Genomic DNA, 12538 nt, shown 5'->3' with positions numbered 1-12538 from the left:
TGGGTGAATGACGTTCGACATCGTCGCCGGATGATTCAAGCATTGAGTCATCCACTTTGTCTTTTTTTCCTAGCAAGACGTATCCTCCTGTTAAAATGAGGTTGTCGTATAAATCATAGGTATCATCTTTTAAATCGTATTTGTCTAAAGGGTTTCCAGAATCTTCATCGACCGTTTCCATCGGTATATCGAGCATGCGAGCAACTTCTGACCGATTTCTCTCTAAACAAATCAGTAAAATATCTTTTCTGTCTAGCTTCTTACTCTGAAGTAATCCTTCTACATCCGTTACCATATTATCTAATTCTTGATAAGCACTTATAAAACGCATAATTATTCCTCCTTTGTATGACCTTAAATTTATTTTAGCAGAGTCTCTTAAAAGTAACCAATATAAGCCTTTGAATTTCTTTTACTTTTATCGTTGACATTCTTAAAGAAAGATTATATAATAAATTCTGTTGTTGAAAATGTTCCGGTAGCTCAGCAGGATAGAGCATTCGCCTTCTAAGCGAACGGTCGGGGGTTCGAATCCCTCTCGGAACGTCAAATACTATTTAGAGAATAGCTAATGAGCTATTCTCTTTTTTTATTCAATTATGGAAGACTTTTCCAGTGTTAGTGTAATATACTTCATCGTGGTTTAAAGTTAGGTTGATAAAACGAGCTAAAACAAAGAAATAGTCAGATAGTCTATTGATATACACCAATGCTGACTTATTAATCTCTTCTTTCGTAGAAAGCTCGACTAACTGCCTTTCAACTCTTCTCGTCACTGTTCGTGAGACGTGAGCTTGAGCGGCTGCTTTAGCCCCGCCTGGTAAGACAAAATAGTCGATTGGTGGAAGCTTGTCATTTAGAATGTCAATTACTGTTTCCAAGTCTTGTATGTAAGAATCTGGAAAAGAAAGCTCCAATTTATTATTTCGATCGGCTAATAGGCTGCCAATATCAAATAAGTGGTGCTGAATCGTTTGCAGTGGACTAACTAAACTCTCTAATTCTTTTTCTTCTTTCATCAGAGCAACCAGTAGACCAACTTCTGAATTGAGTTCATCCACTTCTCCATAAGCGTGTACTCTTAAATCATTCTTTTTTACGGTGCGTCCCCCAATCAGGTTTGTATTTCCCTGATCGCCTCGTTTGGTATAAATTTTCATGGTAAAAACCCCTTTCTTTCTTTATCCCTTATAGTATATCAAAAAAAAATGAATCAACCCCCTCTTTTGTACAGAAAGTTGATTCATCTATGCATCTTACCTAGTACAGTTCAAAATAACGATCCGTTTCATATTGCGAAACGGTTTTAGCATATGCTCTCCAGTCCTCTTCTTTAGCGGCAATAAACCGATCAAATATATGATTCCCTAATGCCTCTTTTATCGTTTCATCTTTTTTCAATACTTCTATCGCTTCTTTCAAACTCCCTGGTAGAGCACTGATATTATTTTCTTTTCTTTCCATTTGGCTCATATTGTAAATGTTTCTATTTATAGGACTAGGTGCTTCTTTAGCTTCTGCTATTCCTTCTAATCCAGCCTTTAATAAGACGGCTAAAGCTAGATACGGGTTAGCTGTTGGATCAACACTTCTAAGCTCTATGCGTGTCGAATTGCCTCTAGACGAAGGAACCCTGACAAGAGGAGTCCGATTGGTTCCTGACCAGGCAACATAAACAGGAGCTTCAAACCCTGGAGTTAATCGTTTATAGGAGTTAATGATTGGATTACATATGGCTGTAAAAGCTTGAGCGTGATCTAGTAGTCCAGCGATAAATTGATAGGCTGTATGGCTTAACTGATCTTCCGTTTCAGAATCATAAAAGGCATTCCCATCTTCCGTGAACAAGGACATATTGAAATGCATCCCCGATCCACTTATACCTTCAATTGGCTTAGGCATGAAAGTTGCGTGAAGCCCGTGCTTTCGAGCGACTGTTTTTACAATCAGCTTAAAGGTTTGAATATTGTCACACGCTTCGATTGCACTAGCATACTTCCAATCGATTTCATGCTGACCAGGTGCATTTTCATGATGACTGGCTTCAATATGAAAGCCTAACGCTTCTAATTCTATGACAATGTCTCTTCGACAGTTTTCAGCTAAATCTGTCGGAGCTAAATCGAAGTATCCTCCAGAGTCATTCAGTGTCCGTGAAGGTTTGCCGTTCTCATCCAGTTTAAACAGGAAAAATTCGGGCTCTGGGCCTAAGTTGAAGTCAGTGAACCCTAAGGGCTCCATTTCTTTTAGGACACGTTTGAGGTTGTTTCTAGGGTCTCCTGCGAAAGGCTCCCCATCGGGAGTATGCACATCACAAATGAATCGAGCAATTTTAACATTAATGTCGTCTAGTTCCCACGGGAAGATTAACCAAGTATCTAAATCAGGATGTAACTTCATATCACTTTGATCAATACTGACAAATCCATCAATAGATGAGCCGTCAAAGGCCATTTCGTTATTCATCACTTTTTCTAACTGACTAATAGGTACCTCGACGTTCTTAATAACCCCATCGATGTCCGTAAACATTAAACGTAAAAATTTCACATTCTTTTCTTTTGCTTCTTTAATAATTTGTTCTTTTTTCTTTGAGTGCATAGTCACTGCCTCATCCTTTCAATTGGTTATGTGTACTTTCTTTCAGAGTACGTACTCTTTAAAAGGATGTCAATTAAGAACCCTTGCACTGTAAGCAGGACAAGATGGGTACTGTTTAGTAAAAAAAGCTCATCCTTACTAGTCATTTTAAGACATAGCCAGGATGAGCTTCTTTATGTTAGGTATACCTATTATTTCACTGCTTCTTTTAATGCTTTACCAGCTTTGAATGCAGGAACTTTGCTTGCAGGAATTTGGATTTCTTCCCCAGTTTGAGGGTTACGTCCTTTACGCGCAGCGCGATCACGCACTTCGAAGTTACCAAAGCCAATAATTTGAACTTTTTCACCATCTGCAAGAGTGTTTTTAATAGTTTCAAAAACGGCTTCTACTGCTGATGTTGCGTCTTTTTTAGTAAGATCAGTTGAAGCTGCAACTTTTTCGATTAATTCTGCTTTATTTGCCATCGTTATCTTTCACCTCCTCAAAAGAAGATCGATGCATGCTAATTTTTAAGAATCAACTTGCGATCTTTCAACATTCCAACAACTTGGGAATGTGTTGGGTGAAATTGTCTATTCTGACATTTCATTTAAAAAGATACCATAGAATCAGTGTTACTGCAATGGTATTATGCAAAACTATAGATTACAAATGCTGTAATAATCTTATTTTCCCGTTGTTTTCCGGCAAAATCTATTTTCTTTGACGAGGAATGATACGAATAGGCGTTCCCTCGAAGTTAAAAGTGTCTCTGAATCGATTTTCTAAAAATCGGGCATAAGAAAAATGAAGCAACTCCGGATCATTCACAAATATAATAAATGTAGGAGGGCTGACACTTACTTGAGTCGTGTAGAAAATTTTCAATCGTCTTCCTTTGTCAGTAGGAGTTGGATTGGTAGCTACCGCATCCATGACCACATCATTCAATATGGAAGATTGAATCCGTAGATTCTGATTCATATAGACTTCTTCAATTTTTTCAGGCAGCAAGTGCAATCGCTTTTTGGTCAAGGCAGAAACAAAAACAATAGGAGCATAACTGAGATACTGGAACTGTTCACGCACTTCGAGCTCAAATTCTTTCATTGTATTGGTTTCTTTTTCAACGGTATCCCATTTATTGACCACAATGATGATTCTTTTACCCGCTTCTTGAGCATAGCCGAATACGCGCTTATCCTGCTCTCTAATGCCTTCTTCAGCATTGATGACACACAAGACTACATCAGAACGTTCTATTGCTCTCAAAGCCCTTAAAACACTATATTTTTCCGTGTTCTCATATACTTTACCTTTTTTACGCATACCCGCTGTATCAATAACGACAAACTCTCGTCCATTAGCCGTTTCAAAGCGTGTATCGACTGCTTCCCGTGTAGTACCAGCTATATTAGAAACGATTACTCTTTCTTCTCCAATAATCGCATTAACTAAACTGGATTTCCCTACGTTGGGACGTCCTATTATGCTGAATTTAATGGTCGATTCATCGTATTCTTCTTCATGTTCAGGAAAATGTTTAATCACTTCATCTAAAACATCCCCTAATCCGAGCCCGTGAGCACCCGAGATGGGGTATGGTTCTCCTAACCCTAAGGAATAGAATTCATACGTATCTGCTCTTAATTCAGGATTGTCTGCTTTATTGACAGCAAGTATCACGGGTTTTCCTGATTTAAATAAAATGGGGGCAACTTGTTCGTCTTCTTGAGTGACCCCTTCTTTGATACTGGTCATCATTATGATTACATCGGCTTCTTCGATAGCTATTTGTGCCTGCTGTCTGATTTGCTCATTGAGAGGCTCATCTTCCATTGTGATTCCACCTGTATCAATTAAAGAGAATTCTCTGCCTAACCATTCCGCATCAGCATAAATTCTGTCTCTTGTCACGCCGGAGGTATCTTCTACAATAGATATTCTTTCTCCAACGATTCTATTAAATATAGTTGATTTTCCAACGTTTGGTCTTCCTACTATAGCGACTGCTGGTTTAACCATTTGCAACACCTTCTTTCGTTCTTTCTACTTTTTGATTTAGTGTATGTTAAAAAGGGACACCCAACCAAATTAGAATAAATTCTAATTTGGTTGGGTGCGGTAAACTATACCGATGTGTTTAAGGGGTTTATTCCTCTTCGTCGTCACTGTCTTCAGAATCAGTATTTCCCATCAAACTGGATAATTGATCTCCAATTTGGTCACCTAGAGTAAAGGCCCCATCTTCATTATCATCACGTAAGGATGGTTTCTGAATAGTCGGTCTTTCTTCTTGTCGTGGAGCTTCGTTTTTAGCTTTTGATGGTGCAGACGAATCAGCTGATGAATCATCTGTTAAAGCTTTGATACTTAACGAAATACGCTCTTCGCTAGGGCTCACACTAAGAACTTTTACATCAATTTCTTCATCTTTAGCAACTATTTCATGTGGTGTTTCCACATGTTTATGTGCCATTTCAGAAATGTGAACGAGTCCTTCAACACCTGGTTTAACTTCTACAAACGCGCCAAAGTCAGTTACACGTTTAACCGTTCCTTTAACGACAGAACCTGCTGGTAACTCTTCTTCAACAGTATCCCAAGGCCCAGGTAATGTTTCTTTAATAGATAATGAGACGCGTTCACGTTCCGTATCTACTTTAAGAACCTTAACGTTTACTTTGTCACCTTTTGCTAATTTATCTTTCGGATGAGAAATGCGTTCGTGAGCAATTTCTGAAATGTGAACTAATCCATCTACTCCACCTACATCTACAAAAGCTCCAAAGTTAGTTAAACGGACAACTTCTCCTTCAACAACAGAACCTTCTTCAAGTTTTGCCAACGCTTCTTCTCTTTCAGCTGCTTGTTCTTTTTCAAGAAGAACTTTTCTTGAAAGAATCAGTTGACGTTCATTAGGGTCTATTTCAATAATTTTGAATGTATACGTCTGACCTTCAAATTGACTTAAGTCACTTACGAATGAGGTGTCCATTTGAGAAGCAGGTACAAATCCTCTGACACCTAAATCAACGGTCAATCCACCTTTAACTACTCTGGAAACGGGTGCTTCAACTGTTTCATCGTTGTCATATTTTTCTTGTAATTCTTCCCAGACTTTACGCTGATCAACACGTTTTTTAGATAAAATAAAGCTTCCTTGTTCTTTATCCTTGATGTCTCTTAAAACAACTAAATCAATAACATCTCCGACAGATACAATGTCTGAAGGATGATCAAAACGATCTGAAGCTAGTTCTCTTGGAGGAATTAGACCTTCTTGTCCACCAGCTAAACCAACAATAACTTGTTTATCATTGTCAATAGCCAATACTTCCCCTTTTACTAAGTCACCCGGAGAGATATCTTCAACCTCTTTCATAACATCAGACATAGATTCAGAGGCTGAGTCATTTGAACTTACTGCTGGTTTAACATGAGCCTCTTCGTTCGAAGCCAGCACATCCTCTACAGGTGTGTCTTCCTTAGCATCGACTTGGACTTGTTCTTCAGCCAATTCCACTGCTTCATCGGTTGTTACTTCTTCATCTGAAGTGACTTCCTCTGTTACCGTTTCCTTTTGTTCTACTTCTTCGTTTCTGTTCTCTTTTTCCGTCATCTTCGTATCCTCCCAAAACCAATAATTCATACATCTTTAATTGTACAGAATATAAATAGTAATTTCCACTAAAACATGTTCATTTCTATTATTCCGTATGGTTTATCTTTGTATTAATTAAATTTTTGATTGTTTCTACAACTTCATCGATAGTTAATTTTGTCGTATCTATACGAATAGCATCGTCTGCTTGCTTCAAAGGAGACGTTTCTCTTGTTGAATCTTTATAATCTCTATCAGCAATATCTCGTTTCAATTGTTCTAAATCAGAAAATATACCTTTTTGCTTATTTTCCTTGTGTCTTCTTTCTGCTCGCTCTTTTACGCTGGCAACTAAGAAGATTTTTAAATTCGAATTCGGTAAGACTACGGTACCTATGTCTCTTCCATCCATAATTACCCCATTGCTCTTCGCCATTTTTTGTTGACGACGAACCATTTCTTGTCGCACTCTCGGATGAGCAGACACAACAGAAACCGTATTAGTTACATTGTTTTGTCTGATTTCATTAGTTACTTCTTCTTCATTAGCAAAGACTCTCTGACCATCGTCTGTTCGTTCAAAAGTTATGGACGTATGAGACAATAAGTCTAAAAGAGCTTCTTCATCTTTAATATTCACATTATTTTTCAATGCTTCATAGGTTAATGTTCGATACATGGCTCCAGTATCGACATAAATCAAGTTTAAATCTTTGGCTATTTTTTTGGCGACTGTGCTTTTTCCAGAAGAAGCCGGTCCATCTATTGCGATTGTTATATTTTTATACACCATTAGTTTCACACTTTCACTGCTTTTTTATCTGACTCTTAACTGTTGTCCAACATAAACTGTTTCATCTTGCGTATTATTCAATTGCATGAGTTCTTCGGTAGACATACCGTGATTCAAGGCGATACGATACATATTATCTCCTGCTTGAACGGTATAATACTCAGCCCCTTGGGGAGGTTCTACACTGCTTGACTCCTCAGTAGAAGGTGGCGTCGGCTGACTCTCCGTGGTCTCTGTAGACTCAGAGGCTTCTGCTGATTCAGACTGAACGGGTTCAGAAGTAACTGGTTCAGTGGTTTCCGTTTCAGGAGTAGATTCAGGTTCTGTTTCCTCACTGGTATTTTCTACCAATTCGGTTTCTTCTTCCTCAAATTCCTCTTCTATTTCTTCCACTTCTTGAACTTCTTCAACTTCCTCAACCTCTTCTGGCTCTTCTTCAGTCTCGTCATCTTCTTGATCTTTAACCACTTGTTCTACATTCGGTCCAGATGGTTCTTCTGAAGAAACGTCTCTATTTAAATACCATGCATAGGTAGTTATAGGCAAAATAATAAGTAGGGCTAAAAATATCACAGTTACAGTCAGTACGGGAGAAATGCTTTGCTCTCTTTCTCTCTTCGCTTTTCTGGACATGGGTTCTTCTTCTGAATAGTCAACCTCTTCGTCAAAGCGTTTGGACCAAAGCTCTTCCATCGACTCGCGATCTTTTTTCACCATAAGTTTGACTCCTCTCATTCATTTCGCTCTTATTATAGCATAGATTATTAATTTATATAGGCTCGCTTTCCAAATTAAATAAGTTTTTTAATACTGATTTCCAGGGTTTTTCTTGATTTTCGTTCAAATTCTTTTCAAATTTACTCTCCGGAACGTGTAAAACGAACGCCCGGTTACAATATGAACAACACGGGTCCTGGTCATTTATCACTTTTTCATTGAAATAATGTAACAGACAGGTTCTTTTGCAGGATTCAACATGAACATAGTGAACCATAAATTGTAGCTGTCTTTTCTTTCTCACCCATCGCTCCTCAATTGTTTCCCAAGCTGTTTGAAAGGGAATAGACTGCTCTATAAAATAACGCGCAATATCAATTTTCGACTCTTCTTTTAAAGAGGGGAGTCTCTCCGGGTACTTATAACAGTAACGCAATTCATCTCGAGTCGGGAGGCTGCCAGATTGCAGTCTAGACTGTAATCTCTCATCACCTGCTTCATAGAGCAGGACAGCGACTCCCCCTTTTTTATCTCTACTGCATCGACCCACTTCTTGCAAGTACGTTTCAGGATTAGACGGCAGATGATAATGGATAACAAAGCGAATGTCTGGTTTATCTATCCCCATCCCAAATGCACTTGTCGCACAGATAATGTGAACGGTGTTACTTAGAAATTGTGCCTGTATCTTTTTCTTATCTTCATTTTCCAGATCACTATGGTAACTTTCTGCGAGAAGATCAGTCTCCTCCCGTATTTGTTCAGCCCATTTATCTGCCATTTTTTTACTTGAAAAATATATAATGCCTGGACCTTTTATTTCATTAATTAATTGAAATAACCGTTCATTTTTATTGCCGTGACATATTTCTGTTCGAAGTTGGATAGAGGGACGATTAACTGAGTAAATAATTTCATCCGTATCTTTCTTATCCAAATGTAACTGTTCTAATATCTCTTGTCTGACTTTTTCCACTGCCGTTGCTGTCAATGCCATTGTCAATGGGTTGCCTAATTCCATTCTAATTCTTCCAAGTTTTAAATAGTCCGGTCGAAAGTCCATGCCCCACTGTGAAATGCAATGGGCTTCATCTATCACCAGCAACGAAATGTCCAATTGTTTTAATCGGTTCAATACATAGTCTTGAAGTATCATTTCTGGAGAAAGAAATATGAATTTAAACGTATCTAATTGCCTTAATGCTAAACGCTTTTCTTTTTGGGTCATAAAACTATTTAAAGCGACAACCGATTTTTCGCCTTCCCGCTTCATTCTCTCTACCTGATCTTCCATTAAGGAAAGCAAGGGAGAAATTATAAGTGTCTTGCCTTTAAAAAAATAGGAGGGCAATTGGTAACAGAGGGATTTCCCCGTACCGGTTGGAAGCATGACTAATGAGTTTCTTTTATTTAAAACTGAAAGAATGGCTTCTTTTTGCCCCGGCCTAAAAGATGAAAAGCCAAATTTAGTTTTTAAAGCCTGTCTGACTGTGGCTTCAATGGTATCACGAGTCATGTCGTCTCATCCTCTCAATTTCAATTAATCTAAACCAGAAAAAATCCAACTGGCTATGTTCTGACTTCGCTTCTGAATACAGTAAAGATGGATGACGTTTAAGTAAGTTATGAAGGATGTCATAATCTGAAGAAGGGATAAGAGACTTATATCCTTTCCAATGATTAACCAGTACCATTTCGAGTACGTGTTCTTTTATCGTGTTTTCTTTTAATTTTCTCATTTGACTAATTTGTCTGATTGTTTTTCCGTCTTCTAGCATTTTTTGAGTCTGATAGGTACTCGTGCTTAAGCCATAATCATTCTCCTTGTGGACCGTATGGACTAAATCCCGCAGTAAAGAAGTATGGTTTTTGGAGTAATGTATCAGTTTTTCTATTGTATGGTGAAGTAAGATGGTCAGCTGATTATCCGAGAAATGTAAGGTCTCTCGTAATTGCCTTCTTGTCCGTCCTGTTTGCTGATGACCTACTTGAAGGCTCGCAACTATATTTGCTTGTTCTTCAGAAAGAGAGGACATAAATTGGAACACTTCAGGAATCCATTTATTTGAAAATGATTCTAAGGAAGGCCCGTGGTCTTTAAGCCATCTTTTCGTTTCCTGTTGTTCGACAAGTGTATTCAGATAAGGGGTATACTGCACATTTTGATGTTTGTATTCAGAAACAATTTGATTAACAAAAATGAATCGGTCCCATAATGGTTTTCTGGTTTTGGTATATTCCAAACTGTCTATAGTCACTAAAGGTGGACATGTTTCTAAAAATGCCTTTTTGGATGCCAATCCATTTTCTGTCAGCTGAAGAGTTTCCCCTTTAAGCGTCACCCATTTTTTTTGTAAGAAATGGCTGACTAAGGCGTCCCAATCTGCATCTGTCCAATGATGAAAAAGAGAATAGAGTGAATAGAGACGATTTTTTTCAATATTAAAGAGCACAGAGGCGGTTCGTCTTCCCTGTGATATTAAATGTAATTGTTTAGCTGTTACCTGACTGTCTTCTGTCAATTGGCTCAATACGTATTGGGATGTAAACTCATCTATCATTTCTTATCCACCTCGTATAATAAGTTTGAAGATAAGAATTGAACTTATCTTCCTTGGTTGGTTTTTTTCTTAGTGTGTTAGAGGCTTCTCCCCCATGGGGGAGAAGAATTCGAAATTGTCGACCCTCTTGTCCACTTTTGTTCTTTGACAATTTAAAAATATCCATAGGTTCTGCTTGGTTATTCCGTGCTGTTTCTGTGTAAAATAGAATCAGATGGAAGTCGGTTCTTAGTGGGATGAAGCTTTTCCTCCTTGTAGATCAACTACACTTTAAGCATGCTTCCCGTCATAGTGTTGAGACTATATACTCATAAGCTGAATGACTCGACTCTGTTATCTAGCGGTCTTAGGAAACCGTTGGTTTGGCAGCCATAACAGAAAAAGGTTAAATTCGTATGCGCGAGGTTAAGGCACGCACTATGTTACAGGGATAGCCCGGAGTAACCAAGCTTACCTTCCAAAATTAAAACGAAAGGGGGAACCCTTCCACGAAATTATTTGTTGGTTTAGACGTGAGTAAAGCGACACTTGATGCCTGTTTCTTATCGCATGAGGATGATACCCATACCATTCTTTGGCAAACCACCGTCGCGAACAGTGACGCGGGTGCTCGGACGCTTAAAAATAAGATTATTGAGTTCCACGAGAAGCTTGAATATGACAAAATCGTGGTCGGTATGGAAGCCACAGGACAGTACAGTATGCATCCGTCGTTATTTTTTTCAAACGATCCTGATCTACAGCTGTTGAATGTTCAAACAATCGTGGAAAACCCACGAGTCATTCACCGCTTTTCAAAAGTCTGGACGGATGAGAAAAATGATAAACTCGATGCCCAGCTGATTGCCGAGTTTTTAAGCACAGGCAAGCATTCAGCTGCTCAACCCCGAGAAGAGAAATTTGTGGCTCTCCTGCGCCTGACAAGGACGCGTTATCAGCTAATCCGCCAACTGTCGGAAGCCCAACAGCACTACGTCGAGAATCTTTATTACAAGTGCAATACACTAACAAGTGACCTGCAGGATGAAAATATTAGTACGTCCATCTTTAGTTCCACGATGATTCAGCTTATGACCGGAAATATGACCATGGCGGACATTCGAACGATGAAAACAGCTGATTTAGCTGAGTTACTCCAGACCTTTGGTCGCCAGCGCTTTAAAGATCCAGAAAAGTTAGCCCAAGTGATTAAGAAATCTGTGTCTGATTCTTATCGCTTAGGAAAAGTTGCTCAAGAAAGTATCGATATCAATCTAGGTATCCAGATGCGAGTCATTCGTAGCTTTGAGCAGGAAATTAAAACGATCGACAAAGCAATCGCTGACATCATGGAAACGGTAGATGAAGCCAAATCCTTACTGAGCATTCCCGGGATCGGTCCTGTGTATGCCGCAGGCATCATCGCTGAGGTTGGCCAAATTGACCGTTTCGATCATGAATCGAAGTTGGCGAAATATGCTGGGCTGTACTGGCCAAAACATCAGTCCGGAAAATTCCAAAAAGAACAAACACCAATGTCTAAATCAGGAAATCGTTACCTACGCTATTATTTAGTTCAAGCTGCCAACTCTATAAGGCGTTATATTCCTGAGTATAAAGACTATTACGATAAAAAGTATAACGAAGTACCTAAAGCCCAGCACAAGCGAGCCCTCGTCTTAACAGCACGAAAATTTGTGCGTCTGGTGTTTGCACTCCTAAGCAATCACCAACTCTATATCGCCAGATCGGGGGCGGTAGAGTCTTAAGAAGAATATTCTCTTAAGGACGACTATCCGAAAAGTAAACCGAACGTATTTTCGGATACGTGGCGGTTTAGTTGAGTGCGGCTTATTTACCGAATATTATTGAAATCTTTTAAACTTTATTCTTTACTTACCACCATAATGCTTATAGTCCGTTCTCTGCTACTCTATCTTAAAGCATTTCGCTTCATTTATTAAGGGGCTTTTTCTATTCTTTAATACAAAAAAACGAATGACTAGTCTAACCTAATCATTCGTTTGCTAAATTACGTTATTTAATTTGTTTGTTGACGACATAATCAGATGATTTTTTTCTATTCAACTTGCTTTTTGTTTTATCCAACCATGGTTTCATTTTACTAAATACGGTAAAGAAGACGATTCCTACCAGAGGGCCTTTCAATAAGTTAAATGGCACGACAGCATATAATAAATACGTACGCATCGGACCAACGTCAAAGCCCATAACAGTCATATAAGCGGGTGCGATAAATAGCCAGTTAATTAAAGCTAACATCACTGTCAAAGCCAGTGT

General features: G+C 38.7%; 11 protein-coding genes, 1 tRNA gene and 1 pseudogene. 2 read left to right on the top strand and 11 right to left on the bottom strand.

Going from position 1 to position 12538, the window contains the following annotated elements; translation table 11 throughout:
- The coding region (locus ABDZ53_RS04055) for a hypothetical protein (protein ID WP_343754237.1) at nucleotides 1-331 on the bottom strand (331 nt) is incomplete at its 3' end.
- A 141-nt stretch (nucleotides 332-472) separates the two neighbouring features.
- On the opposite strand from ABDZ53_RS04055, the gene ABDZ53_RS04050 reads away from it, so the two are divergent.
- Nucleotides 473-546: transfer RNA gene (locus ABDZ53_RS04050), tRNA-Arg, on the top strand.
- 47 nt (nucleotides 547-593) lie between these two features.
- Here ABDZ53_RS04050 and ABDZ53_RS04045 read toward each other — a convergent pair.
- The 9 genes from ABDZ53_RS04045 to ABDZ53_RS04005 form a co-directional block, all read right to left on the bottom strand.
- On the bottom strand, nucleotides 594-1160 hold the full coding sequence (locus ABDZ53_RS04045) for a cob(I)yrinic acid a,c-diamide adenosyltransferase (protein WP_343754235.1): 567 nt from the start codon (nucleotides 1158-1160) through the stop codon (nucleotides 594-596).
- A gap of 100 nt (nucleotides 1161-1260) precedes the next feature.
- The gene (glnA, locus tag ABDZ53_RS04040; protein ID WP_343754233.1) at nucleotides 1261-2601 is read right to left on the bottom strand and encodes a type I glutamate--ammonia ligase; all 1341 of its coding nucleotides are present in this window, start codon (nucleotides 2599-2601) and stop codon (nucleotides 1261-1263) included.
- Between the two features lie 191 nt (nucleotides 2602-2792).
- Nucleotides 2793-3068: an HU family DNA-binding protein gene (locus ABDZ53_RS04035; RefSeq protein WP_343754231.1), complete on the bottom strand. Its 276-nt coding sequence runs from the start codon at nucleotides 3066-3068 to the stop codon at nucleotides 2793-2795.
- A 229-nt stretch (nucleotides 3069-3297) separates the two neighbouring features.
- Nucleotides 3298-4608, bottom strand: a complete 1311-nt coding sequence (gene der / locus ABDZ53_RS04030; RefSeq protein ID WP_343754229.1) for a ribosome biogenesis GTPase Der — start codon at nucleotides 4606-4608, stop codon at nucleotides 3298-3300.
- A gap of 127 nt (nucleotides 4609-4735) precedes the next feature.
- Nucleotides 4736-5980, bottom strand: coding sequence for a 30S ribosomal protein S1 (gene rpsA, locus ABDZ53_RS04025; RefSeq protein ID WP_425541673.1), 1245 nt, complete (start codon nucleotides 5978-5980; stop codon nucleotides 4736-4738).
- 313 nt (nucleotides 5981-6293) lie between these two features.
- Nucleotides 6294-6980, bottom strand: coding sequence for a (d)CMP kinase (cmk, locus tag ABDZ53_RS04020; RefSeq protein WP_343754225.1), 687 nt, complete (start codon nucleotides 6978-6980; stop codon nucleotides 6294-6296).
- Nucleotides 6981-7004: 24 nt separating this feature from the next.
- A complete protein-coding gene (locus ABDZ53_RS04015) occupies nucleotides 7005-7697 on the bottom strand; it encodes a LysM peptidoglycan-binding domain-containing protein (protein WP_343754224.1) in 693 nt (230 codons plus the stop codon).
- Between the two features lie 52 nt (nucleotides 7698-7749).
- The gene (locus ABDZ53_RS04010; RefSeq protein ID WP_343754223.1) at nucleotides 7750-9213 is read right to left on the bottom strand and encodes a RecQ family ATP-dependent DNA helicase; all 1464 of its coding nucleotides are present in this window, start codon (nucleotides 9211-9213) and stop codon (nucleotides 7750-7752) included.
- Nucleotides 9203-10258 carry a helix-turn-helix domain-containing protein gene (locus ABDZ53_RS04005; protein WP_343754221.1) on the bottom strand — a complete coding sequence of 352 codons (1056 nt, stop codon included), beginning with the start codon at nucleotides 10256-10258 and terminating at the stop codon, nucleotides 9203-9205. Before ABDZ53_RS04005 ends, ABDZ53_RS04010 begins: the two co-directional genes overlap by 11 nt.
- Before the next feature lie 491 nt (nucleotides 10259-10749).
- Between ABDZ53_RS04005 and ABDZ53_RS04000 the strand changes: the two are divergent.
- Nucleotides 10750-12006, top strand: a pseudogene (locus ABDZ53_RS04000) (IS110 family RNA-guided transposase); the annotation flags it as partial.
- Nucleotides 12007-12274: 268 nt separating this feature from the next.
- Here ABDZ53_RS04000 and ABDZ53_RS03995 read toward each other — a convergent pair.
- A partial coding sequence (locus tag ABDZ53_RS03995; protein ID WP_486187745.1) for an ECF transporter S component occupies nucleotides 12275-12538 on the bottom strand: 264 nt, incomplete at its 5' end.

The sequence above is a fragment of the Alkalibacterium iburiense genome (assembly GCF_039521845.1).
GTDB lineage: Bacteria > Bacillota > Bacilli > Lactobacillales > Carnobacteriaceae_A > Alkalibacterium > Alkalibacterium iburiense.
The sequence above is the reverse complement of the archived record's forward strand: the minus strand, read 5'-3'. Positions and strand labels throughout refer to the sequence as shown.

What these genes read in the sequence shown, in the direction of transcription:
- ABDZ53_RS04045 (WP_343754235.1), bottom strand. Translation starts at nt 1,160, where the DNA reads ATGAAAATTTATACCAAACGAGGCGATCAGGGAAATACAAACCTGATT.
- glnA (WP_343754233.1), bottom strand. Translation starts at nt 2,601, where the DNA reads ATGCACTCAAAGAAAAAAGAACAAATTATTAAAGAAGCAAAAGAAAAG.
- ABDZ53_RS04010 (WP_343754223.1), bottom strand. Translation starts at nt 9,213, where the DNA reads ATGACTCGTGATACCATTGAAGCCACAGTCAGACAGGCTTTAAAAACT.
- ABDZ53_RS04035 (WP_343754231.1), bottom strand. Translation starts at nt 3,068, where the DNA reads ATGGCAAATAAAGCAGAATTAATCGAAAAAGTTGCAGCTTCAACTGAT.
- ABDZ53_RS04015 (WP_343754224.1), bottom strand. Translation starts at nt 7,697, where the DNA reads ATGGTGAAAAAAGATCGCGAGTCGATGGAAGAGCTTTGGTCCAAACGC.
- rpsA (WP_425541673.1), bottom strand. Translation starts at nt 5,980, where the DNA reads ATGTCTGATGTTATGAAAGAGGTTGAAGATATCTCTCCGGGTGACTTA.
- ABDZ53_RS04005 (WP_343754221.1), bottom strand. Translation starts at nt 10,258, where the DNA reads ATGATAGATGAGTTTACATCCCAATACGTATTGAGCCAATTGACAGAA.
- cmk (WP_343754225.1), bottom strand. Translation starts at nt 6,980, where the DNA reads ATGGTGTATAAAAATATAACAATCGCAATAGATGGACCGGCTTCTTCT.
- der (WP_343754229.1), bottom strand. Translation starts at nt 4,608, where the DNA reads ATGGTTAAACCAGCAGTCGCTATAGTAGGAAGACCAAACGTTGGAAAA.